Source organism: Actinoplanes sp. NPDC049802 (genome assembly GCF_040656595.1).
Classification (GTDB): domain Bacteria; phylum Actinomycetota; class Actinomycetes; order Mycobacteriales; family Micromonosporaceae; genus Actinoplanes.
Genome location: NZ_JBFAMR010000010.1, coordinates 18,047 through 40,948 on the forward strand (window position 1 = coordinate 18,047; position 22,902 = coordinate 40,948).

At 71.5% G+C, this 22,902-nt stretch carries 31 protein-coding genes and 1 pseudogene; 18 read left to right on the plus strand and 14 right to left on the minus strand.

Features of this window, described 5'->3' with window-relative positions:
- Window positions 1–437 precede the first annotated feature (437 nt).
- Entirely contained in the window at window positions 438–1,316 is an 879-nt protein-coding gene (locus AB0I88_RS09855) for a helix-turn-helix transcriptional regulator (protein WP_361020708.1), read from the minus strand.
- 39 nt (window positions 1,317–1,355) lie between these two features.
- On the minus strand, window positions 1,356–1,580 hold the full coding sequence (locus AB0I88_RS09860; protein WP_361020710.1) for a hypothetical protein: 225 nt from the start codon (window positions 1,578–1,580) through the stop codon (window positions 1,356–1,358).
- Between the two features lie 319 nt (window positions 1,581–1,899).
- On the opposite strand from AB0I88_RS09860, the gene AB0I88_RS09865 reads away from it, so the two are divergent.
- The 10 genes from AB0I88_RS09865 to lexA all read left to right on the plus strand — a co-directional run bounded on the left by AB0I88_RS09865 (window position 1,900) and on the right by lexA (window position 9,451).
- Entirely contained in the window at window positions 1,900–2,112 is a 213-nt protein-coding gene (locus tag AB0I88_RS09865; RefSeq protein WP_361020712.1) for a hypothetical protein, read from the plus strand.
- A 32-nt stretch (window positions 2,113–2,144) separates the two neighbouring features.
- Window positions 2,145–2,426, plus strand: a complete 282-nt coding sequence (locus AB0I88_RS09870) for a hypothetical protein (RefSeq protein ID WP_361020714.1) — start codon at window positions 2,145–2,147, stop codon at window positions 2,424–2,426.
- Between the two features lie 264 nt (window positions 2,427–2,690).
- On the plus strand, window positions 2,691–4,217 hold the full coding sequence (locus AB0I88_RS09875; protein WP_361020716.1) for an alpha/beta hydrolase: 1,527 nt from the start codon (window positions 2,691–2,693) through the stop codon (window positions 4,215–4,217).
- 91 nt (window positions 4,218–4,308) lie between these two features.
- The gene (locus AB0I88_RS09880) at window positions 4,309–4,974 is read left to right on the plus strand and encodes a DUF6882 domain-containing protein (protein ID WP_361020718.1); all 666 of its coding nucleotides are present in this window, start codon (window positions 4,309–4,311) and stop codon (window positions 4,972–4,974) included.
- 56 nt (window positions 4,975–5,030) lie between these two features.
- The gene (locus AB0I88_RS09885; protein ID WP_361020720.1) at window positions 5,031–5,420 is read left to right on the plus strand and encodes a hypothetical protein; all 390 of its coding nucleotides are present in this window, start codon (window positions 5,031–5,033) and stop codon (window positions 5,418–5,420) included.
- A gap of 38 nt (window positions 5,421–5,458) precedes the next feature.
- The gene (locus AB0I88_RS09890; protein WP_361020722.1) at window positions 5,459–5,992 is read left to right on the plus strand and encodes a sigma-70 family RNA polymerase sigma factor; all 534 of its coding nucleotides are present in this window, start codon (window positions 5,459–5,461) and stop codon (window positions 5,990–5,992) included.
- The gene (locus AB0I88_RS09895) at window positions 5,976–7,034 is read left to right on the plus strand and encodes a hypothetical protein (protein ID WP_361020724.1); all 1,059 of its coding nucleotides are present in this window, start codon (window positions 5,976–5,978) and stop codon (window positions 7,032–7,034) included. The genes AB0I88_RS09890 and AB0I88_RS09895 overlap by 17 nt, the downstream gene beginning before the upstream one ends.
- Window positions 7,022–7,930 carry an ABC transporter ATP-binding protein gene (locus tag AB0I88_RS09900; protein ID WP_361020726.1) on the plus strand — a complete coding sequence of 303 codons (909 nt, stop codon included), beginning with the start codon at window positions 7,022–7,024 and terminating at the stop codon, window positions 7,928–7,930. The genes AB0I88_RS09895 and AB0I88_RS09900 overlap by 13 nt, the downstream gene beginning before the upstream one ends.
- Window positions 7,927–8,766, plus strand: coding sequence for an ABC transporter permease subunit (locus AB0I88_RS09905; protein ID WP_361020728.1), 840 nt, complete (start codon window positions 7,927–7,929; stop codon window positions 8,764–8,766). The genes AB0I88_RS09900 and AB0I88_RS09905 overlap by 4 nt, the downstream gene beginning before the upstream one ends.
- A 49-nt stretch (window positions 8,767–8,815) precedes the next feature.
- Window positions 8,816–9,451, plus strand: coding sequence for a transcriptional repressor LexA (lexA, locus tag AB0I88_RS09910; RefSeq protein WP_361020730.1), 636 nt, complete (start codon window positions 8,816–8,818; stop codon window positions 9,449–9,451).
- Between the two features lie 180 nt (window positions 9,452–9,631).
- Here lexA and AB0I88_RS09915 read toward each other — a convergent pair.
- Together AB0I88_RS09915 and AB0I88_RS09920 are read right to left on the minus strand one after the other, a co-directional pair.
- Window positions 9,632–10,042 (minus strand): annotated as a pseudogene (locus AB0I88_RS09915) (class I SAM-dependent methyltransferase); the annotation flags it as partial.
- Entirely contained in the window at window positions 10,042–10,329 is a 288-nt protein-coding gene (locus AB0I88_RS09920; protein ID WP_361020732.1) for an antibiotic biosynthesis monooxygenase family protein, read from the minus strand. The pseudogene AB0I88_RS09915 and the gene AB0I88_RS09920, both read right to left, overlap by 1 nt.
- A 37-nt stretch (window positions 10,330–10,366) precedes the next feature.
- Here AB0I88_RS09920 and AB0I88_RS09925 point away from each other — a divergent pair, with 37 nt between their 5' ends.
- Window positions 10,367–10,774: a DUF6157 family protein gene (locus tag AB0I88_RS09925; RefSeq protein ID WP_361020734.1), complete on the plus strand. Its 408-nt coding sequence runs from the start codon at window positions 10,367–10,369 to the stop codon at window positions 10,772–10,774.
- Here the strand turns inward: AB0I88_RS09925 and AB0I88_RS09930 are convergent.
- Together AB0I88_RS09930 and AB0I88_RS09935 are read right to left on the minus strand one after the other, a co-directional pair.
- Window positions 10,771–11,565: an endonuclease/exonuclease/phosphatase family protein gene (locus AB0I88_RS09930; protein ID WP_361020736.1), complete on the minus strand. Its 795-nt coding sequence runs from the start codon at window positions 11,563–11,565 to the stop codon at window positions 10,771–10,773. The genes AB0I88_RS09925 and AB0I88_RS09930 overlap by 4 nt on opposite strands.
- A gap of 232 nt (window positions 11,566–11,797) precedes the next feature.
- Window positions 11,798–12,538, minus strand: a complete 741-nt coding sequence (locus tag AB0I88_RS09935; protein WP_361020738.1) for a TetR/AcrR family transcriptional regulator C-terminal domain-containing protein — start codon at window positions 12,536–12,538, stop codon at window positions 11,798–11,800.
- An 80-nt stretch (window positions 12,539–12,618) separates the two neighbouring features.
- Here AB0I88_RS09935 and AB0I88_RS09940 point away from each other — a divergent pair, with 80 nt between their 5' ends.
- Both AB0I88_RS09940 and AB0I88_RS09945 read left to right on the plus strand, forming a co-directional pair.
- Window positions 12,619–13,524, plus strand: coding sequence for an ATP-binding cassette domain-containing protein (locus AB0I88_RS09940; protein ID WP_361020740.1), 906 nt, complete (start codon window positions 12,619–12,621; stop codon window positions 13,522–13,524).
- Window positions 13,524–14,303 carry an ABC transporter permease gene (locus AB0I88_RS09945; RefSeq protein ID WP_361020742.1) on the plus strand — a complete coding sequence of 260 codons (780 nt, stop codon included), beginning with the start codon at window positions 13,524–13,526 and terminating at the stop codon, window positions 14,301–14,303. The genes AB0I88_RS09940 and AB0I88_RS09945 overlap by 1 nt, the downstream gene beginning before the upstream one ends.
- Window positions 14,304–14,507: 204 nt before the next feature.
- Here the strand turns inward: AB0I88_RS09945 and AB0I88_RS09950 are convergent, their stop codons facing one another.
- The 3 genes from AB0I88_RS09950 to AB0I88_RS09960 form a co-directional block, all read right to left on the minus strand.
- The gene (locus AB0I88_RS09950) at window positions 14,508–14,675 is read right to left on the minus strand and encodes a hypothetical protein (RefSeq protein ID WP_361020744.1); all 168 of its coding nucleotides are present in this window, start codon (window positions 14,673–14,675) and stop codon (window positions 14,508–14,510) included.
- Window positions 14,672–14,797 (minus strand): hypothetical protein, encoded by a 126-nt coding sequence (locus tag AB0I88_RS09955; protein ID WP_361020746.1) that lies wholly within the window; start codon window positions 14,795–14,797, stop codon window positions 14,672–14,674. Before AB0I88_RS09955 ends, AB0I88_RS09950 begins: the two co-directional genes overlap by 4 nt.
- A gap of 103 nt (window positions 14,798–14,900) precedes the next feature.
- A complete protein-coding gene (locus AB0I88_RS09960; protein WP_361020748.1) occupies window positions 14,901–15,491 on the minus strand; it encodes a lipoprotein in 591 nt (196 codons plus the stop codon).
- A gap of 156 nt (window positions 15,492–15,647) precedes the next feature.
- Between AB0I88_RS09960 and AB0I88_RS09965 the strand changes: the two genes are divergently transcribed.
- Both AB0I88_RS09965 and AB0I88_RS09970 read left to right on the plus strand, forming a co-directional pair.
- A complete protein-coding gene (locus tag AB0I88_RS09965) occupies window positions 15,648–15,926 on the plus strand; it encodes a hypothetical protein (RefSeq protein ID WP_361020750.1) in 279 nt (92 codons plus the stop codon).
- Window positions 15,927–15,940: 14 nt separating this feature from the next.
- Window positions 15,941–16,456 (plus strand): GAF domain-containing protein, encoded by a 516-nt coding sequence (locus AB0I88_RS09970; protein WP_361020752.1) that lies wholly within the window; start codon window positions 15,941–15,943, stop codon window positions 16,454–16,456.
- 208 nt (window positions 16,457–16,664) lie between these two features.
- Here AB0I88_RS09970 and AB0I88_RS09975 read toward each other — a convergent pair whose 3' ends face one another.
- On the minus strand, window positions 16,665–17,321 hold the full coding sequence (locus tag AB0I88_RS09975; protein ID WP_361020754.1) for an HAD family hydrolase: 657 nt from the start codon (window positions 17,319–17,321) through the stop codon (window positions 16,665–16,667).
- 43 nt (window positions 17,322–17,364) lie between these two features.
- Between AB0I88_RS09975 and AB0I88_RS09980 the strand changes: the two genes are divergently transcribed.
- On the plus strand, window positions 17,365–18,183 hold the full coding sequence (locus AB0I88_RS09980; protein WP_361020756.1) for an NAD(P)H-binding protein: 819 nt from the start codon (window positions 17,365–17,367) through the stop codon (window positions 18,181–18,183).
- On the opposite strand, the gene modA is transcribed toward AB0I88_RS09980, so the two are convergent.
- On the minus strand, window positions 18,180–18,938 hold the full coding sequence (gene modA, locus AB0I88_RS09985; protein ID WP_361020985.1) for a molybdate ABC transporter substrate-binding protein: 759 nt from the start codon (window positions 18,936–18,938) through the stop codon (window positions 18,180–18,182). The two genes, AB0I88_RS09980 and modA, sit on opposite strands and share 4 nt — an antisense overlap.
- 100 nt (window positions 18,939–19,038) lie before the next feature.
- Here modA and AB0I88_RS09990 point away from each other — a divergent pair, with 100 nt between their 5' ends.
- Window positions 19,039–20,172 (plus strand): molybdopterin molybdotransferase MoeA, encoded by a 1,134-nt coding sequence (locus tag AB0I88_RS09990; RefSeq protein ID WP_361020758.1) that lies wholly within the window; start codon window positions 19,039–19,041, stop codon window positions 20,170–20,172.
- Window positions 20,173–20,185: 13 nt separating this feature from the next.
- Here the strand turns inward: AB0I88_RS09990 and AB0I88_RS09995 are convergent, their stop codons facing one another.
- Together AB0I88_RS09995 and AB0I88_RS10000 are read right to left on the minus strand one after the other, a co-directional pair.
- Complete coding sequence (locus AB0I88_RS09995; protein WP_361020760.1) at window positions 20,186–20,632, minus strand: group II truncated hemoglobin; 447 nt, start codon at window positions 20,630–20,632, stop codon at window positions 20,186–20,188.
- A gap of 117 nt (window positions 20,633–20,749) precedes the next feature.
- Window positions 20,750–21,511, minus strand: coding sequence for a phospholipase D-like domain-containing protein (locus tag AB0I88_RS10000; RefSeq protein WP_361020762.1), 762 nt, complete (start codon window positions 21,509–21,511; stop codon window positions 20,750–20,752).
- Between the two features lie 69 nt (window positions 21,512–21,580).
- On the opposite strand from AB0I88_RS10000, the gene AB0I88_RS10005 reads away from it, so the two are divergent.
- Complete coding sequence (locus AB0I88_RS10005; RefSeq protein ID WP_361020764.1) at window positions 21,581–22,324, plus strand: BTAD domain-containing putative transcriptional regulator; 744 nt, start codon at window positions 21,581–21,583, stop codon at window positions 22,322–22,324.
- A 14-nt stretch (window positions 22,325–22,338) separates the two neighbouring features.
- Here AB0I88_RS10005 and AB0I88_RS10010 read toward each other — a convergent pair whose 3' ends face one another.
- Window positions 22,339–22,737: a hypothetical protein gene (locus AB0I88_RS10010; RefSeq protein WP_361020766.1), complete on the minus strand. Its 399-nt coding sequence runs from the start codon at window positions 22,735–22,737 to the stop codon at window positions 22,339–22,341.
- Window positions 22,738–22,902 lie beyond the last annotated feature (165 nt).

Consider the following 22,902-nt stretch of genomic DNA (forward strand, 5'->3'; position numbering starts at 1 on the left):
GGGCCGAGCGATTCGGCACGCATTCAGGGGCCGGCGCGGTCGCTCACGAGTGTCACAGCGGTGCTCGGGGACACACCGTCGGTGCGCTGCCCGCCCGCCCGGCGGGCAGGCGGGCGATTTGGCCAGCAGGGTCCGCCCTGGGAGCCGGCTGCACAAGACCGGCAGTCGCCCTGCGTGTGCTGCCGACCCAGGTGACGTAGGGCAGGAGCGGGCCGGGCCATTCGATGGACAGGCCGATCAGGGCGGCATTCCCGGCGTGCTCGTGCACGGCCGGCTCGATCTGGGCGGGCCGCTGACGTTGACCGTGGTGGAGACCGCCGGGCATCTGGGGACCGCGCGGACGCGGGAGCAAGTCCCGCGCTCACACCCGCTAGGTCGTCCTAGGAAGATAGGTTGATGGCTCGACCGGGATGTACCTCGGGGGCGGTGCCGGACGGTCAGGGGTTGAGCAGCAGCCGGGCGTAGTGGGTCTGGTAGCGCTCCAGCAACGGCTCCACGTCGGTGGTGGCGACCCGCTCGATGGCGTCGAAGACCCGGCGGTAGCTGCGGACGATCCGGCGGCCGCGGGAGATCATGCTGGTGTTGAAGAGGTCGACCAGCACGCAACGGTCGTCGGCCAGGTAGAAGCCGTGGTAGGGGGCGATGGGCCACTCGGCCTCGTCGGGGACGATCCACAGCGTGACGTTCGGGTAGGCGGCGACCTCGCGGATGCGGGCGATCTGCGCGACCATCTCGGCGGGGCGGCCGACCCGGTTGCGCAGCACCGCCTCGGTGATCAGGAAGACGAAGACGCGGTCCGGCTGGAGCAGGATCTGGTTGCGGTTCATGCGGGCGGTGACCGCCTCGGCGACCGCGACCGCGGAGTCGGCGACCCGGGAATCGTCCAGCTCGATGTGCAGATCGGACATGATCGCCCGGGCGTACTCACTGGTCTGCAGCAGGCCCGGCACGACGGCGGGCTGGAAGACCCGGTGTTCCAGGGTGGAGACCTCGAGCTGGCGCAGGTCGCGCTGGCGCTCGGCGAGGCCGAGGTGGGCGGGCCGCCAGTCGGTGAGCCGGTTGTCGGCGTGCTCGGCCCGGGTGACGAGCCGGTCCACCTCGTCCGGCGGCAGGCCGAGCTCCTCAGCGAGCAGGCGGACATCGGCGGGCTCGGCGGCCACCGCGCCCGTCTCGAGGCGGGAGATCTTGGCCTGGCTCATCCCGACGCGCTCGCCGAGGGCCTGGCCGGGGATCCGCTTGCTCTTGCGGAGGCGGGCGAGGACCACACCGACGGGCTCGTCGGTGGCCTCGTCCACGGAGTCGGGCGAGCCGCTCATACGATGACCCGCCTCCCTCGTCGCGCTTGTTTTCCGATCTTAGGCGCCCGCCTGCAACGCGGCGGAGAGCAGTTCCGCGGGGATCTCCACGAGTTGCTCCCCGGCCGGCAGATCGAGGTTCACGCTGCCGGCGGGAACCGTGTATCCCTGGACGATCAGGGTGCCACGGTCGGTGCGGTAGACCGTCGGGCAGCTGCCGCCACCGCACAGGGTGGTGAGCAGGGTCAGTTCAGGCGTATCGCCGCTATTGTTGTGATTTGACACGGCCCCTGATGATACGCGGCTGTCAAGCCCACGGGGCGAATATGCGGGACCGGCCCCCACCTAAGCACACCGGAGGGCGAATCCGGGTCACCGGTTCGGGCGATTCCGCGCTCCGCGCACGTTCATTTCATTCATTCTTGTGGATAAGAGTTGCGCCATCCGTGCATAGAGCCGCATATTCGTAGCAGAGGGTCACGGAGACGTAACGGCATCAGTGAGTTGATCACTCTCTGATGCCGAGGTGCTCCCGACATCGAGGTCACGGCTCTCGGTAAGTGCATATGCGTCGCGACCCGGCACGGCTGGATCGGAGGCCACCATGCTCTTCCCCACCTCACTCTCGGCGCTGTTCGGCGAGCCGTTCCTCTACCTGGCCGTCGCCGCCGTCTGCCTTCTCCTCGCGCTTCGCGCGCTACGCCGGGCGTTCGCACAGGTCGGGGCGCTGCTCCGGGCCGCAACGGCGGCCGCTTTCATCGCCTTCACCACCACCTTGGCGCTGGCGATGGTCGCCGCCGCCGCGCTGGCCCGATAGGCCCGCGGGACCCCACCCGGAGGAGGAAACCCATGATCGAGTACGCCCTGACCGTCGCCGTGGCCGCCGTGGTGATCCTGGTCGTCCTCACCGAGATCGCGGCCGCCGTGCTGCCGATCCTGATCGTCCTGCTGTTCGTCCCGCCGCACGAGCGGGACAGCCTCGCCCGCCTGCTGGCCGTCTGCGACAGCTCACGCCGGCTGCGGTTGTGGCCCGCGCTGCGAGCCGCCGTCCGGGCCCGCCGGACCGAGACGGAACGAGTGCGCTGGACAGCGGGCTCAGCGCACCGGATCGAGACGGAACGAGTGCCCTGAACCACCGAAATCAGACCGCCGGACCGGGACGAGTGCCCTGAACCACCGAAATCAGCCCGCCGGACCGGGACGGGTTCGCTGAACAGCGAGCTCAGCCCGGCGGGCGCGGCAGGGGCGCGCGTGGCAGCGGCTCGCGGGTCTTGTCCCCGGGGTTCACGGCAGGCGTACCGGAGAAGGGTCTTAGGGGTTTCTCCCTGACAGTGATTCATTTACATGCGTGAGAGGCTGCGGGGGTCCTGTCGACCTACCGGAAGGACCCCGCTCGTGCGCCGACTCGCCATGCGCGTCACCGCCGCGCTCGTCGCCGTCTCCGCTGTCGCCGTCGCACCGCAAGCCGCCGCGGCCGCACCGTCCATCGCCTGGTCCGCCTGCACCGAGGAACCGCTCGCCGGGTTCGAGTGCGGCACCTACGAGGTACCGCTGGATCATGACAAGCCGCGTGGGGTGACCACCACGATCGCGCTGGCCAGACGCCCGGCCGGCGATCCGGCACAGCGCATCGGAACGATCTTCGTCAACCCGGGCGGGCCGGGTGGCGCCGGGCGCAACATGGTGCGCGCCGCGGCACGCATCGCCTCGCCGGAGGTGCTCGCCCGGTTCGACCTGGTCGGGTTCGATCCGCGCGGGATCGGCGGCAGCGACCCGATCCAGTGTTTCGCCACCGACGAGGAGGCCGAGGCGCTGTTCGCACGGATGACCGGTGTGCCGGTCACCGCCGAGCAGATCCGCGACACGCTGCGGGCCGACTGGGAGTACACCGAGGCATGCAAGCGCAACATCGGCCCGCTGCTGACCCACATGAGCACGCTGAACGTCGCCAAGGACCTCGACCTGCTGCGGCAAGGCGCCGGGGACGAGCGGCTCACCTACATCGGCTACTCCTACGGGACGCTGATCGGGGCGACCTACGCGAACCTGTTCCCGAACCGGGTGCGCGCCGTCATCCTGGACGGCAACGTCGACCCCGAGCAGCGGACCGATCACCGGCTGGCGAACAAGTTCGACCGGGCCGGCGGGTTCGAGATCGCCCTCGACGGGTTCCTGCGCGAATGTGACAAGGCGGGCCCGGCGTGCGCGTTCTCCGGGGACGCGCGCGGCAAGTTCGAACGGCTGCGCGACCGGCTGCGGCAGGGGCCCGTGGTGATTCCCGACCTGGGCACGATCACCCTCGACGACCTGGTCGGGTTCACCGGGCAGACCCTGTACAACGTGGCCGCCTTCCCGGACGCCGCGGGCGAACTGCAGTGGGTGTACGGCCTCGTCTTCGGCGACCCGGCCGCGCTGCGCTCCGCCGCCGGCCGCGACCTGCCGAAGGCGCCGCCGGTGCGGGGCTGGCTTCCCGACGCGTACTCGTACAACGGTGGCGACGCGGGCACGGCCGTCAACTGCACGGACGCGCCGCTGCCCCGCGACCCGGCGCTGTACCCCGGCTTCGCGGTGGTGTTCGAGAAGGCCCACCCCACGTTCGGCCGGGCCGAGGCGTTCAGCGAGGCCGGGTGCGCCAACTGGCCGAGGATCAGGGAGGCGTACGACGGGCCGTGGAACCGCCGCACCGCAGAGACGATCCTGGTCGTCAACCCCACCTACGACCCGGCGACCCGGCTCGACTTCGCCAAGCGGATGACCCGGCAGCTCGGTGACGCACGGTTGCTGACCCTGGACGGATTCGGCCACACCAGCAACTACAGCGCGTGTGTTACCGGCTGGTATACCCGTTATCTGCTCGACGGTGACCTCCCGCCGGTGGGCACCCGGTGCGCTCAGGACCGGGCGCCGTTCCCGGCTGTCTGAGATCTGACGGCGCTGGTGCCGACCCGGGGACTCGGCACCAGCGCTCGCGCATGTCACACTGCACCGGCTCCCTTGATCGAAAGGCCGGTCCGTGTCCTCGTTCGATGACCTGTTCGCACAGCATGTCGCCACCGGCATGGCTCGACAGCTCGCGCTCGCCGACCTGCTCGGCGACCGGGGCTGGCAGCTCGACCTGAATGCGGGCATGGTGACGTTCGGCAACGATCTGCGCTATCCCATCCAGCTTCTCGGCACGGAGAGTCACACCGACGGCACCTGGCTGTGGGCCTGGGCCAATCAGAGCGCCACCATCTCCCCCAACCTGCTGGAACTCGCCGGCTGGCTGCGCGAACACGGGCGCGTCCACAACGTACGCGAATTCATCGAACCGTCGCTGCGCCTGGACCGCACCGACGGGCACCGGATCGCGCTGGTGGCCTCGGGACTGACCGGGCGGTCCTACTACCGCGGCACCTACAACGGCGGGGCGATCTTCTTCCACCTGGAGAACCTGCCGTCCCGGGTCCGCGGGGCGGTCCCCCCGGAGCGCACCTTCACCGTGCTCGGGCAGGTGCTCCAGGCCTTCGCCGTCGATCACCGCACGGTCGTGGTGTCCTTCCTCAAGCAGCAGGGCTGGCGGGTCGACGACACCCCGACCGGGGTGGCCGCCCGTCACCCGGACAACTCGACGGTACGTGTCACCTTCGACCACCTGGGGCGGGTCAGCGATCTGACCGGCCAGATCCAGCCACGCTGATCCGTCTCGCCGCACGGTCGGCCGTACGGCTCGCTGGTCTCCGCTACCGTCAGCGGATGCCCGACATCCGCGCTTTCCGCACCGTCTGTCACGAGGCCGCCCGCGCGATCCACGCCGAGGTCACCGGTTTCCGGATCGCCGAGCACACCACACCCGGTTACCACCAGGCGATCCTCGAGTCGCGCGGCCGCAGCGTGGCGGTGACCTGGATCCCCGACACGCCGTGGGTGGCGCTCGCCGAGCCCGGCGACGACGTGCCCCTGCGTTTCACCGACGATCCGTTGCTGGCCAACGCGCTGACCGCGTCGTGCGAGTTCCGGGTTCTCACCACGGCCGAACTGGGCCGGCCGTTCCGGCACGCCGAGTGGCCGGAGATCTCGATCCACGACGTCCGCTACTGGCAGCCGGCGACCGTGGGTGAGGCTCTCTTCAACCGCTGGGACTGAAGCTGTCACATTCGGCGTGACGGCGGTGCTTCCCTGATGTGAAGCAGTTGTCGATCGAGCGGGAGGGCGCCGTGCCGGCCTCCGTGCGTACCGATCTCGAACAGGTGTTCCGGGCCGCGTACCCCAAGGTCGTCGGGGTGGCGGCGCGGGTGCTGGGGTCGCGCGACGAGGCCGAGGATGTCGCCCAGGAGGCGTTTCTGGCGTTCGGCCGGACCAGCGTCCCGGCCGGCGAGGCGGTGGGCTGGCTGTGTGTGGCGGCCGCCCACACCGCGCTGAACCATCTGCGCTCCGGGCGCCGGCGGGCCTCCCGGGAGGAGGCCGCCACCGGCGCGGGCGCGGTCGCGCCGGACATCGCCGACGCGGTGATCACCCTCGACGAGCGCCGCAGAGTCCGCGCCGCGCTCTCCCGCCTGCCCCGTAAACAGGCGATCGCCCTGGTGTTGCGGCACAGCGGCCTCAGCTACGCCGAGGTCGCGGCCGCCCTCGAACTCTCCCCCGGCAGCGTGGGCACCACCGTGCGGCGCGCCGAAACCGCCCTTCGTAAGGAGCTGGGTCATGCCTCACCCGAGTGACGGTCTGCTGCGCCGTCTCGCCGACGAACCGGACGGTGTCGCCGACCTCGACCGCGAGCATGTGACGGCCTGCGCCCGGTGCCGGTCCCGGATGGCCGACTCCGAAGCCGACGCCCTGCTGGTGGAGGCGGCGCTGCGTTTCGACGTGGAACCGGACGTGGACGCCGCCTGGAACCGCCTGCTCGGCGCGACCGCGCCGGCTGCCGCGCCGGTGCCGGCCCGGCGCAGGTTCGCGCTGCGCAGCCCGGTCGTCGCCGTGATCGGGGTGGTCGCCCTGCTCGGTGGGGCGTCGGCGGCCGCGGCCGGGGACTGGCTGCAGATCTTCCGCACCGAGCGGGTCGCGCCGGTGACCGTCAACCAGTCGGATCTGGTCGCCCTGCCGGATCTGTCGGACTATGGCACGTTCCGGCTGGAGAACCGGCCGAACGTCCGCAACGTCGAGGACGTCGGCACGGCACGGCGGATCACCGGCCTGCCCAGCCCGCAGGTCGCGGAGTTCCCGCGCGGCGTCACCGGGCAGCCCCGGTTCTTCGTCGGCGACCAGATCAAGGCGATCTTCACCTTCGACCGTACGAAAGCCGAACAGGCGCTCGGACAGCGGCTGCCGGAACCCCCGCCCGGCCTGGAGGACAGCCAGTTCAGTCTCACCGCCGGTCCGGGCCTGGCCGCCGTCTGGCCGGAGGCGCGCGGCGTCCCGGCACTGATCGTCGGACGGGTCAAGGCGCCGGCAGCCTACTCGACCGGGGTGCCGTTCGGCACCGGCCTCGACTATCTGCTCACCCTGCCCGGCCTGCCGGCGCCGGTCGCCGGCCAGCTGCGGAGTTTCCAGAACGCGACCACCCTGCCGCTGCTGGTCAAGTCGGCGACCCAGGTCAGTTTCACCACCGACGTCAACGGCCGGCCGGCGACCGTGCTGGCCAGCCGGGACGGGGCGGTCTCCACGGTGGTGTGGGTGGAGAAGGGGCACGTCAACGCGGTCGGCGGCACCCTGAGCAGCGACGAGGTCCTCGACGTGGCCCGGAGCCTGCGGTGGAAGCGGTGACCGGCTCCCCCGCCGTGTGGGTCTCCCACCTGAGCAAGCGCTACCGCAAGCGGGTCGCGGTGGACGGCGTGTCGTTCACCGTGGCCCGGGGCGAGGTGCTGGGCCTGCTCGGGCCGAACGGTGCCGGCAAGACCAGCGTCATCAAGATGATGCTCGGCCTGGTCCGCCCGGACGCCGGGGAGGTGATGCTGCTCGGGCGTCCCGGCACCGACCCGCGGTCCCGGGAGAAGGTCGGCTATCTGCCGGAGCTGTTCCGCTACCAGCCGTGGCTGACCGCCGACGAGGTGCTGACCCTGCACGTACGCCTGGCCGGGGTGACCGTCCCCGACCGGGAGCGCCGCGACTGCCTCGGCCTCGTCGGGCTCGCCGACCGGGCCACCGACCGGGTGGGCGGCTTCTCCAAGGGCATGCAGCAGCGGCTCGGGCTGGCGGTCGCCCTGGTGGCCCGGCCCGAACTGGTGGTGCTGGACGAACCGACCAGCGCCCTCGACCCGCTGGGCCGCGCCGACGTCCGCGACCTGCTGCTGTCACTGCGACAACGGCAGGTGGCGGTGCTGCTCAACTCGCATCTGATCGGCGAGGTGGAACGGGTCTGCGACCGGGTGCTGATCCTCGACCGGGGCCGGGTGGCCGCGTCCGGCACGCTGGCCGAACTGCTCGGGCGCCGCACCCTGCGGCTACGGCTCAGCGACGTGAGCGACGAGGCGTCCGCCCTGCTGGAGCCGTACGAGAAGGCCGGCGACCGGTACACGGTCGCGCTGCCCGAGGACGTGCCGGCGCTCGTCGCCGATCTGGTCAAACGAGGGGTCCGGGTGCACGCCGTCGAACCCGCCCGGGCCACCCTCGAAGAACGGCTGCTCGACATCCTGCGCGCCCACCCGGAGGAGCACCGGTGACCGTACTGACCATCGCCACACTGACCTTGCGGGAGGCGTCCCGCCGCCGGGTGCTGCGGTCGCTGGCCGTGCTGACGGTGCTGCTGCTGGCGCTCAGCGCCTGGGGCTTCTCCCGCATCGACGCCGAATTCGGTGGCCTGACCAGCGGCGAGGCCAAGGTGGCCGGCTCGACCGTGCTGAACCTGGTGATGTTCGGCTCCAGCCTGATCGCCGCGCTCGGCACCGCCTTCCTGGCCGGGCCCAGCGTCGCCGGAGAGGTGGAGTCCGGCATCGCCCTGGCGATGATGACCCGGCCGATCCGCCGCTGGCAGGTGCTGCTGGGCAAATGGCTGGGCCTGGTCGCGTTCGGGTCCGGGTTCGTCACCGTCGCCGGGGTCGCCGAGTTCGTGATCGTGCACCTGACCGTCGGCTACTGGCCGCCGCATCCGGTGACCGGCCTGCTGCTGCTGGCCGGCCAGACGGCCGCCCTGCTCACCCTCGGTCTGCTGTTCGCGACCGCGATCTCGCCGATGGCGTCCGGGATCGTGGCGGTCGGCCTGTTCGGGGCCACCTGGATCGCCGGGGTGGTCGGCTCGGTCGGCGAGGCCCTCGGCAATCCGAGCGTCGCCCAGGTCGGGGTGGTGTCGAGGATGCTGCTGCCGACCGACGGGCTGTGGCGCGGGGCGATGAACGCGTTCCAGGACCCGTCGCTGCTCGCCCAGATCGGCACCGGGGTGGAGGAGTCGCCGTTTCTCAGCATGGCCCCGCTCACCCCCGCCTATCTGACGTGGGCGGCGATCTGGACCCTGCTGGTGCTGGGCCTGGCCGCCCTCGGCTTCCAGCGGCGTGACCTTTGAACGGCGCGCCGGTTTCGTTTCACCAGGACGAATAGGGCAGGATCACCAGATGCTCGACGAGGACCTTCCCCGGCTGCCCGACCGCTCCCAGAGGATCCTCATGGCGATCCGCGACTCGGCGGTCAAGTACGGCTACTCCCCGTCCACCCGGGAGATCGCGGACGGGCTGGGCATGTCGGCGTCCGCCGTCGGGCGGCACCTGCGGACGCTGGAGGACCTCGGCTACCTGCGGCGCGGCCGGAGCGTGGCCCGCCCGGTCGACGTGCGCATGTTCCTGTCGCCCGAAGGCCCGGCGGAGCGCTCCGACGACACGGTCGGCGTCCCGCTGGTCGGCACGATCGCCGCCGGCACGCCCGTCCTGGCGGCCGGCGACGACACCGGGGAGCTGCTCAACCTGCCGCGCGACCTGGTCGGCCGGGGCACCCTGTTCAGCTTGCGGGTCCAGGGTGACTCGATGGTCGGCGCGGCCATCTGCGACGGTGACATCGTGGTGGTCCGCCAGCAGAGCGAAGCCTGGAACGGCGACATCGTCGCCGCGATGATCGACGACGAGGCGACGGTCAAGGTCTTCCAGCGGCGCGGCGGCCACGTCTTCCTCGAACCCAGAAACCCGGCCTACCAGCCGATCCCCGGCGACGACGCGGTCATTCTCGGCAAGGTGGTCACGGTCCTGCGCCGCGTTTGAACCCCTCTCCGGTACGTCCACCGCCGCGCGCCGTGTCTGGGTGAGGAACCCCGGCAGGGACAGCGACTCCCCGTTCCACCGGGCGTTCACCTCGGCCGGGGTGACCTCGGTGTCCACCCAGACCGGGGCGGCGAACACCGACCGCAGATACTTCTCGGTGACACCCCACCCCTGCCCGGCGGCCACCCCGATGGCCAGCACGAACAGATGCCCACCGGGCCGGACCAGCATCGGCAGCAGGTCGAGGTAGGCCTCCACGCCACCCCACCGGTGCAGACTGTGCAGCAGTCCGGAGTCGAACACCGCGTCGAACGGGCTCAGGGCCAGCTCGGTGGCGTCACCGACCCGGAAGTCGACGGTCACCGCCGCGGCGGCCGCCTTGGTCCGCGCCCGTTCGATCGCCACCGCCGAGATGTCGACGCCGGTCACCTGATGCCCGTGCCGGGCCAGCTGGATCGCCAGCTCACCGGTGCCGCAGCCGAGGTCGAGCACGGTGCCGCCGCGGGTGGCCACGGCCGCCAGCGCGGGCTGCGGCCCACCGATCTCCCAGGGCGTGGCCCCCTCCTGATAGATCTCGTCGTAGTCGGGCACTACGGCTCCTCGACTCCACTGATCCGGTACTTACGGACGTCGGCGCCGACGATCGGCGGCGGCTGCGGCCCGTCGTCGCCGCCGGACTCACGGAACCGGTGCAGGTGCTCGTCGGACTCCCACCGCTCGTAGACGTTGATCCGGCCGGGATCGAGTACGTCGGCGGCCTGCACGAAGTCGAGACACCCGTCGGCTTTCCGGGCCGATCCGGCCACGTCAGCGACCGCCTCCAGGTAGCGCTCCCGGTCGGCCGGGTCGACCCGCAACCACCCCGCGATGATGATCAATGCGCCTCCTCGCTTCGGGCCAGCCTATCTTCGATCCATGAACTACCACGGGACTTTCATCGCGGTGTCCGACGACTGCCGGGCCGACCACGCTAAGGTGCCGGTCGCGCGGGGTTCCGGGCGGACCGTCGCCCAGATCCAGTACGAGATGCTCAGCGCGCACCCGTTCACGTACACGCAGGAGGACGTGCTGTTCGAGTCGTGGTTCGCCCGGCAGGGCCTGGCGGCCGGCGACGACGAGAAGGCCGAGCTGCGTGCCGCGTTCCTGGCGAAGGACCAGCCGTGCCTGCGCACGTCGCCGCTGGCCCGTACGCACGGCTGGGGTCTGCTGTTCGACGCCGACGGCCGCATCGCCCTGGTCGCGAAGGACTCCCCCGAGTACTCCGCCCACCTGGCGAGCGACGACCACAAGGTGATCAAGGCGATGCGCGCCAAGCGGGCTTAGATCTCGAGCATCAGGATCCGGTGGTCGGACACCTCCGGTTCGGTGAGCACCTCGAAGCGCCGGACGGCGGTCACGTCGGAGATCAGCAGGTAGCCGGCGTGGCGTACCGGTTTCGGGTAGTGGGGTGTGCGGGTGTCGGCGTCGCCGACCAGATCGGTGAGGCCGGCCCCGGCAAGGATCCGGAAGGTGTCGCTGCCGGGCAGCAGGTTGAGGTCGCCGCACACCACCACCAGGTCGTGCGGGCCGCGGACCCGGTCCACGAGTGCGGCGAGCCGTTCCGCCTGCCGCAGCCGGGCCGGGGTGTCGCCCTTGCCGGCCGGGTCGCGCAGTCCGTGCGCCTGGACGATCCACACGGTGCGGCCGGCGGTGAGGTCGGCGACCCGGACGGCGAGTGCCACCCGGGGCCGGTCCCCGGTCGCCCATTCGTCGTGGTCGGCGAACTCGCCGTGCACGAACGTGGAGTCCACACCGGTCACCGGCAGCGTCTCGGCGGAGAAGGTGGCCAACCCGAAGTCCTGCCGGTGCCGGCGCCCGGCGTCGTCGTGCACCGGCCCGGAGTCGCTGGCGAGAAAGATCCCTTGGTAGCGGGGCAGCACCTGCCGGACGTCGTCGAACAGGTCGGCCCGTTGCGGCAGGACCCGTTCCCCGTCTTCGAAGCGGGTCCACCCGCTCAGGCCGGGCGTCCGGGTGACCTCCTGGAGGCAGATCACGTCCGCTCCGCTGTCGGGCAGCCATTTGAGCAGGTCGTCGGCCAGGGCCCCGCCCCAGGCGTTCACACTCGTGATGCGCATCACCGGGTCACCCTTTCACGCATCGCGGCGGCCACCTCGGCGGCATGCTCAGAGGTCAGGAGAAGAGCCGCATGCTAACCGCTCTGCGCAACCTGACACTCGACGAGTGCTCGCTATTCGTCCCCTACTACGGCGACCGGCCGGTGTCCGAGTTGACGGGGCGCTCGACGCACTTCTCGCGGAGGGACGTCTCAGCTGGAGGCTCCGGCAGCAACTCCTGGACAGACAGCGGCTATCTGCGCAGCAGGGTCTCGACGCCGTCGAGCAGACGGTCGAGGCCGAAACGGAAGGTCCGGGCCGGGTCGCCGACCGAGTTGTACTCCTGGCCCGCGGCGGTGCCGACCCGGCCGGCGAGCGGGTAGGCGCCGGGCGGCATGACCCGTTCCAGGATCGGGGCGTTGACCTGCCACCATTCGGCGTCGCTGATGCCGGACTCCTCGGTGGTGCGGCGGGCCAGGACCGAGGCGCGCGCGGAGCCGGCCGTGAAGTCGCAGAGCGTCGTGACGAGCTGGTCCATCTCCAGGTCGGTGAGCCCGAATCCTTCGATGGCTTCGAGCTGCCACTCGTAGCGTTCGGAACCGTTCGGGCCGATCCACGGGCGGCTGGACTCGACCTGGAGCAGCCACGGGTGGCGGTGGTACTCGTCCCACATGTGCCGGGCCACAGCGGCGAGGCGGTCACGGAGCGGGCCCGGCGGGTGCGGCGGGTGCGGGATCTCGCCGATCACCTCGTCGACCATGAGGCCGATCAGCTCGGCGCGGCCCGGCACGTACGTGTAGATCGACATCAGCTTGAGGCCGAGCCGGTCGGCGACCTTGCGCATCGAGAACGCGGGCAGCCCGTCCTCGTCGGCGACCGCGATGCCGGCCCGGATCACCTCGTCGACGGTGACGCGCTGCTTGGGCCCGCGGGCGCCCTGCGGCGTGCCCAGTCTCGACCGCCACAACAGGTTCAGGGTCCGGTCCGTCTCCACGTGGCACAGACTACCCCGTGGGGTGTACGGTGTTCGGCGGCACGATTTTCCGTAAGGCATACGGAGTTAAGGAGCGCCCTGTGGACACCCTGTTCGCCGAGGGACTGCGCAAGAGGTATGGCGACCTGAACGCCCTGGACGGATTCGACCTGCACGTGCCGGCCGGGGTCATCCACGGCCTGCTGGGCCCGAACGGCGCGGGCAAGACCACCGCCGTGAAGGCCCTCACCACCCTGATCGACTTCGACGGCGGCGTCGCCCGGGTCGCCGGGTTCGACGTCCGCACCCAGGCGCGACGCGTCCGCGCGAGCATCGGCCTGATCGGGCAGAACGCGGCGGTCGACGAGATCCTCGGCGGCCGGCAGAACCTGGTCATGTTCGGCCGCCTCTACGGCCTCACCAAGACCGACGCCCGCACCCGCGCCGACGAGCTGCTCGACACCTTCGGGCTGACCGGGGCGGCCGACCGGGCCGTCTCCACCTACAGCGGGGGCATGCGCCGCCGCCTCGACATCGCCGCCGGACTGGTGCTGACCCCGGCCGTGCTGTTCCTCGACGAGCCGACCACCGGCCTCGACCCGCGCGGCCGCAACGAGGTCTGGACCAGCATCCGGGAGACGGCGGCCCGCGGCACCACCGTCCTGCTCACCACGCAGTACCTGGACGAGGCCGACCAACTGGCCTCGGAGATCTCGGTGATGAACCACGGCCGGGTGGTCGCCGAAGGCAGCCCGGAAGCCCTCAAACGCAAGATCGGCGGCGACCGGGTGACGATCACCCTGCACGGACCGCTCGACGAGGCGGCCCGCGCACTCGGCGGGACCGTCGACGCCGAGACCCGGTCGATCACCGTCGAGGTCACCGACGGGCTGGCCGCGATCGTCCGCACCCTGGACGCGCTCGACGTGGCCCTCGACGACCTCCAGCTACGCCGCCCCACCCTCGACGAGGTGTTCCTGACCCTGACCGAGAAGGAGACCGTGTGATGACGACCCTGCGCGCCGGCTGGATCATCACGCAGCGTGACCTGGCCCACTGGGTCCGCCAGCCGTGGGGGCCGGTCTTCGGCCTGCTGTTCTCGATCATGCTGCTGCTGGTGTTCGGTTTCCTGTTCGGCGGGGCGATCAACGTGCCCGGCGGCGGCGAGTACATCGCCTACCTGCTGCCCGGCATGATGGCGCTGAGCATGCTGTTCGGGGTCGAGTCGACGGCCACCGCGATGGCCAACGACGCCCGCAAGGGCATCACCGACCGGTTCCGGGCCATGCCGATCGGCAGCGCGTCGGTGGCGCTCGGCCGGGTCGGCGCCGACATGACCAACTCGGCGGTGGAGCTGCTGGTCATGCTGCTCGGCGGACTGGCGGTGGGCTGGCGGATCACCGGCGATCCGGCGTCGGCGGCGCTGGCCGTACTCCTGCTGTTGCTCTTGCGGTTCTCGATGCTGTGGATCGGGATCTTCATCGGCCTGCGGTTCCGTGGGGAGGGCGCCACGTCGGCCGTGCAGGTGCTGGTGTGGCCGATCGGATTCCTGTCCACGGCGATCGTGTCGGCCGAGACGATGCCCGGCTGGCTGGGCGCGATCGCCGCGTGGAACCCGCTGTCGGCCACCGCGACCGCGGCCCGGGAGCTGTTCGGCAATCCGACCGGCGTGACCGGCGGCGTCCTCGCCGACCACGCGGTGTGGCTGGCGGTGGCCTGGCCGGTGCTGCTGACCGCGGTCTTCGCGCCGCTGTCGGCCCGCGCCTACCGGCGGCTACGGGCGTAGTCCCGGCGGCGGCCCCGGCAGAGCGAGGCACCGGCCCGGCGGCCCGCTCAGGCGAGGTGCGGGCGGCGGCGGTTCGCCACGCCGAGCCGGCTCGATCATGATCAGCTATGGTGCCCGGCGCCGCACCCGTGTGCTGATCGCTCTCCAGACCCTCCGCGTCGGCCCGCCAGGACGATCCCGCGAATCGCCCGGCGGCTCGCGGGGTCAGCGGGGCGACAGGATCCGGTCGGCGAGGGCGGCGGCCTCGTACCAGGTGAGGCCACGCCCGAACGGGCCGCCCTCGTCGACACCGACGACGATCGCTCCGGCGCCGTCCGGGACGAGCAGGTAGTCGACCCCCTCGTCCTCGGCGAGATTGCGGTAGACGATCACCAGGGCGGCGTCCGGCCGGTACCGAAGGTGAACACCGGCCAGGACGCCTGGTCGGTGAGCCTCCGGTAGGCGTCGCGCACATCCTCGAACGGGGTGCCGAACAGAGCGGCGACGTCCTCCATCGGGTCCATCAGGTGCGGGCCGAGGTGGGCGGCCCAGATGCCGGGCAGGCCAGCAGTGGCGTGCCGTCCTGGAGCGGGCCTCCGGCGTACCCCGCGATCGTCGTCATGGGGCGACCGTCAGGGTGCGCTCGGCGAGCTGGAAGGCGGGCAGCATGGCCGGGTGCTCGTCCGCCCCGAAGGGGCTGAGCTGCACCACCATGGCGCCTTCGGAGGTGTTCAGAGCGAACGCCGAGTACCTGCTCCGGTGGTCGAGCTCCTTGTCGTAGGTCTCCCAGGTCACCTCGGCCGCCTGCCCGCCGCCGATTTGCACGTCCGAGTAGGTTTCCCCGGAGATCTCCTGGTTGCGGGCGCCGGCCTTGACGAACGTCTTGAGGTGATCGCGCGGCGCCCCGGACAGCCCGCCGGCGACGTGCACGCGCAGGAAGCCGATGTTGCCGGCCGGTTTGGCGTCGATCTCGCAGCGGACCGTGAAGTCGCCGACGCGGGCCAGCTCGGCGAGTTCGCCGAGCGCGTCGACGTCGACGGCCTTCGGCTCCCAGCTCTCCGCGATCTCGAAGGAGACCGGCAGTTCGCAGGCGCTGCCTGCGGGCCCGACCCGGACGGCCGCGGCGGCCGGGGGCGCCGCGGCAGGCGCCGAGGCGACGGTCGCGGGGGTGGCGCTGGAGCAACCGCCGGCGGCCAGAGCCACGGCCACGGCAAGAACGTGGGAGATCTTCACGAGGACGGGAGCTTAACGGGTGGCCGGATTTCGCAACCGATCGGCAACCCGGATTCTCGTGGCGGCGCCGGTTCGGAGCCGATAGGGGTGGGGACAGCGCACCGCCGGCAGACGAACCCCGGAGCTCATCCGATGACGACGATGGACGGCTGGAACTTCGACCAGCCCACCGAGGCAGAGATGCTCAAAGCCCTGGCCGACGCGCTCGGCGGGCCGGAGTATGCCCGTGCGGTTCTGGACACCGTCTGCCGCAAGATCGGTCAGTCTCGCCCGGTCACCAGCCCCGGCGACATGATCCGGGTCGCCGAGGCGTTGCTCGAGTTCGCCGACATGCTGCGAGTGACCGCCCGTTCGGTGAAGATCCGCGCGGTGACCTATCGGGCGCTGGAAGGCGTCCTTCCGCCACGCTGATCGAAGGGAGAGCCATGTCCGTCACCGCCGTCTCCGAGGCTGTCAACGATCCCGCCCGGCTGCGCACGGTAGCGGCCATCGACTTCGATCACCCGGGCCTGCGGGCCGCCCTCGACCTGATCAGCCGGCGCACGGCCGAGCACACCGGGCTGCCGGTGAGCCTGGCCACCGTGGTGATGAACACCGCTCAGCTGATCGCCGGTTCGAGCGGCATCGCCGGAACCTGGCTGGCCGAGTCCGGCGGCACTCCGATCGAGTGGTCGTTCTGCGTTCAAACGGTCGCCACCGGCCGCCCCTATGTCGTGCGGGAGAGCCGGACCGATCCGGTCCAGGCGAGAAATCCGCTGTCCACGATGGGGGTGGTGCCGAGTTACGCCGGTGTTCCGGTCTTCGTCGACGGGCAGGTCGTCGGCGCCCACTGCCTGGTCGGCGGCGCGGCGCACACGTTCACCGACGCCGATCTGAGCGCTCTGGAGGAGGGCGCCCGGGACATCGCCCAGGTCCTGCTACGGCATCTGGACGCGGGGTGAGAAGTCGGCGCCCCGCACGTGATCCATGCCCCGAAGCCATCCGGCTTCGCGGTCGGCTTCCGGCCGCGATTCCTTCTTTTGTACGCCGAGCGTGTACCGCCGTGGGCACTCCGCGAGGCCACGAGTTGTTCCGGGCCGCGCCCGCCGGGCGTGAGCGGGTGGTCACCCGTCGGCGGCGAGCCGCCCACGTCACCGCCGTGGACGGCGATCAGAAGGTCAGCTCGTCCAGCGACCGGATCCGGCGCACCCGCGCGGTGGGGTGGACACCGGCGCGGTCGAGCAGAACGGCGGCCAGGCCCGCCCGCTGGGCGCCGAGCACATCCTTGGTGAGCGAGTCGCCGACCATGAGCGTCTCGGCGGCGCGTGCGCCGGCCAGTTCGACCGCGTGTCCGAAAGCCAGCGGGTCGGGTTTTCCGGCGGGCAGCATCGACGACGCGACCAGCAGGTCGATCTCCCCGGCCAGGCCGAGCCGCAGCAGCTTGCGGCGCTGCTGGTGTTCGTCGCCGTTGGTGAGGACTCCGACGGTGAGCCCGGCCGCCCGGGCCCGCCGCAGCGCCGGAACCGCGTCGGCGAAGACCGACCAGCCGGCCTCGTACCGTTCCAGGTAGCCGGCGAACAATGCGTCGGCCTCGGCGCCGGTCAGCTCCCGGCCAAGGAACTCCCGAACCCGGTCCCGCCGCTGGCCGGTGAAGGTGACCTGCCGCCGCTGGTAGCGGACGAAGTGCCGCTCGGAGATGCCGGCCCAGCGCGCCGCCACGTCCGCACCGGTCACGCCGGCCGTCGCGGCCCACGCCACCACGGCCGCCCCGGCGGCGGTCGCCTGGTCCACCAGGGTGTCATCGAGATCGAACAGCACAGCCCTCATGATCGGCGAGCGTATGTGCCGTACCTGCGGTACGCATGAGGACATGACCGACGACAGTCCGATTCTGGTTCTGGGTGGCACCGGCACGGTCGGCAGCCGGGTGGCCGCTCGCCTGCGTGACGCGGGGCGGCAGGTGCGGGTGGCGAGCCGGCACGGTGACGTGCGGTTCGACTGGGACGATCCGGGGACGTGGGCGGCCGTGCTGTCCGGCGTACCGGTCATGTTCGTGCTTCTGCCTGATCAGACCGCGATGCCGGAGGCGTTTCTTCCGTCGGCGCTGCGCGCCGGGGTCCGCAAGGTGGTCCTGCATTCCGACCGGGGGCTCGACGTCCGGCGGCTCGCTCATCTGCAAAGAGCCGAGCGAGCCGTACGCGAGAGCGGCCGCACCTGGACGATCGTCCGCCCCGACTGGTTCCACCAGGATTTCGAGACGTTCTTCCGGCAGGATGTCGTCGGCGGACGGCTGTGCCTGCCGGTGCCGTCGGCACGGCAGGGGTTCATCGACGCCGACGACATCGCGGCGGTCGAGGTGGCGGCGTTGACCGGCGACGACCTGGCCGGGCAGACGCTGGAGATCACCGGGCCGCGGGCGCTGTCGTTCGGGGAGGCGGCCGCCGAGATCGCGCGGGCGACCGGGCGGCCGCTGGTGTTCGACGGCACGGCGGGGGCGTACCGGGCGCGGTTGTGCGGCGCGGGCCTGCCCGGCGAGGTGATCGACGGGCTGATCGGCGACTTCACGGCGCTGGAGGAGCGCGGCGACACCGCGCCGACCGGTGTGGTGGAGAAGGTGCTGGGCCGCCCGGGCCGCGACTTCGCCGACTACGCGGCCGACGCCGCCGCCCGGGGCGTGTGGTCCTCCTAGGGTGCCTGGAAGCCCGCCTCGGTGAGGACCCGCACGCCGTCCGCGGACAGCACGTAGTCGATGAACATCTGCCCGCCGCCGGGGTTGGCGGCGTCCTTGAGCAGCACGATCGGGTAGTCGTTGATCGCCTTGGCGGACTCCGGGAACTCGATGCCGTCCACGTCGGCCGCGGAGGCCTCGGCGTCGGTGCGGTAGACGAGCGCGGCGTCGACCTCGCCGAATCTCACCTTGGCGAGCGCGGCTTTCACGTCCTGTTCGAGGGTGACCGGGGTGAGGCTGACGCCGGCCGCGGCGAGGGCGGTCGCGGCGGCGGCGCCGCACGGGACGGACTCGGCGCAGAGCGCCACCTTGAGGCCGGGGGCGGTCAGGCCGGCGAGGCCGGTGACGCGTTTCGGGTTGCCGTCGGTGACGGCGATGACGAGTTGGTTGCGGACGAAGGTGACCGGGGCCGCGGCGCCGGTGACGGTCGCCATGTTCGCCGGTGCGGCGGCGGCGAACACGTCGGCCGGGGCGCCCTCGTTGATCTGGGTGGCGAGCGCGGAGCTGCCGCCGAAGTTGAAGACGACCCTGTTGCCGGGGTGGGCCTCCTCGAACTGCCTGCCGAGCGTGGTGAACGACTCGGTGAGCGACGCCGCGGCGAAGACGGTCACCGTGCCGGTCTGCGCGGCGGCGGCGTCGCCGCAGCCGGCGAGTCCGAGGACGAGGAGGAGCGCGACGCATCGTCTGATCACGCGACCCACCCTAGCGGGCGACATCTGCAGCCGCATGTCAGTGTTCTGACGCGCAAATGCTGTGCGGCCGACCCTGTATCGGCCGCATCTGCCCTGGTGCCGGGGTTGCGATAGGATGATCGCGATGGACGGGATGTCGTGGGCTCTGGCGTACGCCACCGCCCGGGACGCCGCCGCAGCCCTGCCCGGACGGACGGTGCCGGTCGAGGAGGCGCTCGGGCAGGTGCTCGCCGCGCCGGTGCGCTGCGCGCGGCCGGTGCCGGCGTTCGACAACGCGGCGATGGACGGATATGCGATCGCCGGTGACGGCCCGTGGACCGTGCGGGGGCGGGTGCTCGCCGGGCACCCCGCGGTCCGGCCGGTGCGTGCGGGCGAGGCCGTGGAGATCGCGACCGGAGCGCCCGTGCCGGACGGGACCGAGGCGGTGCTCCCCTACGAGGACTGCGCCGTCGAGCAGGACAAGGTCGAGGCGGTCCGCGGGCCGCGGGCACACATCCGCCGTGCCGGGGACGCGCTGGCCGTCGGCTCGGTGGTCGTCCCGGCCGGCCGCACCGTGACGGCCACGGTGATCGCGGCCGCCGTGCAGGCCGGCGTGGAGACCGTGGTGACCCACCGGCCGCCGGCCGTGTCCCTACTGGTCACCGGCGACGAGGTGATCACCGCCGGCACGCCCGCGCCGGGACAGGTTCGCGACAGCTTCACCGGGCCGGTCGGCGCCGTCACCGCCCGCGCCGGCGGCCGCCCGCTGGACAGCAGTCATCTGCCGGACGACCCGCGACGGCTGGCGGCCGCCCTGGCCGGGACCGGCGCGGACGTGATCGTGGTGAGTGGATCGTCGTCGGCGGGGGCCGCCGACCATCTGCACACCCTGCTCGCCGCGGCGAAGGCGACCTGGCTGGTGCGGGGCGTCCACTGTCGTCCCGGGCATCCGCAGGGCCTGGCGGTGCTGCCGGACGGGCGGTTCGCCGTCAGCCTGCCGGGAAACCCGTACGCCGGACTGGTCGCGGCCCTGACCCTGCTCGAACCGCTCGTGGCGACGCTGGCCGGTCGCCCGCCCGGCCGGCCGCCGACCGCCGCCGTGACCGGCAGCACCCGGCTGATGCCGGGCGGTGTCCGCATCGTCCCGGTGGCCGGCGGCCGCATCGCGGGCGCCGCCGGGTCGGCGGGACTGCATCTGGCGGCCGCCGCCGACGCCCTGGCCGTGCTGCCGGACGACTGGACGAGCGGCGGCTCCGCCCCGCTGCTGACGCTGCCCTGACGACATCGCGGGGTCAGCCCGGCCAGCGCGGCACCTCCTGGCACGGGTGCAGGTCGGTGTCGGCGGTGGCGTGCGAGTTCTGCACGGCCACCTCGGTGCCGAAGTCGAGGTATTCGCGCAGCGCGGTCCGGGTGCGCGCGTCGTCGGGCAGGCCGGTGCGGTCGGCCGCGGCCAGGAAGAGTTCGACGAAACGTTGTCTCTGGTCCTCGCGGATCCGTTTGCCGCGGTGCGCTTCCAGCAGGGCCGCGAATCCGCCCAGATCGTCGGTGTAGGTGGTGGGACCGCCGAAGACCTCGGCCAGGAAAGCGGTGAGATGGTCGATGTGGCCGGGGTGCCCGTCACCGAAGAGCGGGTGCAGCAGCGGGTCGGCGAGAACGGTCGGATACCAGTCGGCGATCAGCCGGTGCAGTGCCTCGTGCCCGCCGACGTGCTCGTACAAAGTGGTCTCGACGCTGGTCATGATTACACGCTTACACATCACTTGACAGGCGGCAATACCCGACAGCCTGGCGGGACCACGCACCGGCCCCGCGTGGCCGCCACGGCGCCTGTCCCATCCGTACGGTCGAAGGTGGCTTCACAGGATGATCGGCCGGGCGAGTTCGGTGACGATGCGGTCGATCTCGGTGAGGGCGTAGTCGGCGAGCCGCCGTTGTGCCTGTTCGGCCGCCGGGTCGGTTTCGTCGAGGTCGCCGAGCACGACGATGTTCTCGTCGTTGAGGGTGTTGGCGGGCGCGGTGAAGTTGAAGCTGCCGGCGATCACCAGCCGCCGGTCGATGATCATGAGTTTGTGGTGGACCTTGCGGACGCCGTTGCCGGGGGTGTTCTCGTGCAGTTCGGCGCCGGCGCTGACGAGTCCGCTGGTGGCGGCCCATTTCTGGGATCCCTGGCCGCGGTCGAGGACGCCGCGGACACCGATGCCGGCGCGCAGCAGCCAGGCCATCGTGTCGTCGATGCCGGACGACTGGGCGAAGGTGAAGATCGCGAAGTCGACGCGTTCGCGGGCTTTCAGCATCTGTTTCATGATCTCCATCTCCGGCCCGTGGTAGGGCGCGAAGATCGGTTTGACGCGGATCCGGCCGAGGCGGAACTCGGCCGGCCGGGACGTGACCCGCTCGTTGAGGGCGCCGAACGTGCCGGTACGCATCCGCTGGAACTCGCCGAGGTACAGGTTCGTGGCGGTCTGCCCGCGCAGGATCACCAGATGGTTGAGGTTGTTGCCGCGCTGGTCCGGATTGTCCGGCGGGTTGGTGCCGGTGTCGGTACGCGTGAAGTTCGTCGACCCGGTGAGCACCGGAGGTCCGGTGTAGAACTCGACGCTGCCGAGGTCGGCACTCATCGGCTCAGTGTGTCCTGTTCGAGCAGGCCGGGCGAGTATCTGTCGGGTATCACGCGGCTCTGGATGGGCATGGGTGACGTGACGGTCCGGGCGTATCTGCTCGGCGAGTTCCGGCTGGTGGTGAACGGCCGGCTGATCGACATGGGCGCGAGCCGGCGCAGCCGGGACCTGCTCGCCTATCTGCTGACGCACCGCGAGTCGGCGGCGCCGCGCGACGTGCTGTGCGAGACGTTCTGGCCGCGGGCCCGTCCGGCGGCGGCGCGCAACAGCCTGCACGTGGCGCTGACCGGGGCGCGGCGGATGCTGCGGCCTCAGGAGCTGATCGAACGGTCGCTGGACGCGTACCGGATCGTACGGTCGGCGCGGGTGTGGACGGACGCCGACGAGTTCGAGCGGCGCTGCCGGGACGGGCGGCGGGCGGCCGACCCGGCCGAGGCGGCGCGCTGTCTCGAGGCGGCCGGCCTGCTGTGGCGGGGCGGGCTGCTCGCCGATCAGCCGTACGCCGACTGGGCGTCCGGGCGGCGGGAGACGCTGCGGGCGCTGGCGCTGGAGGCGCAGAGCCGGCTGGTGGCGCTGTACACCGAACGCGGCGATCACGGTCCGGCCGCGACGCTGGCCCGCCGGATCCTCGCCGACGATCCGTGCAACGAGGACGTGCACCGGGGGCTGATGCTCTGCTACGCGCGGACCGGGTTGCGGCATCTGGCGCTGGTGCAGTACCGGCATCTGGCCGACACCCTCTGGGACGACCTGCGGGTGCGGCCGGCGTGCGAGACGACAGCACTGTACGAGCGGCTACGCCGGCCGGCGTAGCCGCTCGTCGCCGGTCACTGGATGGTGAAGGTGTCGCTGATCTCGTTGGTGACGCTGGTGTTCACGCCGGCGGTGACCGTGTAGGTGGCCACGAGCTCGATGACGTCACCGGAGGTCACGTTCGCGAGCGGCCCGAACGCGACGCGCAGGGTCTCGGCCCGCGGTGTGTTGTCCTGTGGTGCGAGCTTCTGCTCGAGTTCGTTGAAGGCGACCCGGTTCGCGGTGCTGCGGTTGACGACCGACACCTGGAGCAGGTGCTTGTTCACGAACTCGTTCAGGCCCTCGCCGATCTCGACGTCGGCGAGAGCGTCGAACGGTTTGGTGGCGTCCAGCACGGAGACGGTGAAGTTCTTGCCCTGGACGACCGGGTCGATCGAGTTGATCTGGGCGTCGAAGGCGTTGGGAGCGGCCATGGTGCTTCTCCTCGTCCGGAGGGTGTGGAACTGACCGGCAGACCACAACGGGCGGCGCTTAACGGGCGCTTAATCGGCGGATCACCCCTGGTGTGTCGTTTAGGCGACAGTCCCTGGTGCGGGCCCCTGCATGCCGGTTACGCAGAGGCGACCGAAGGAGACTTC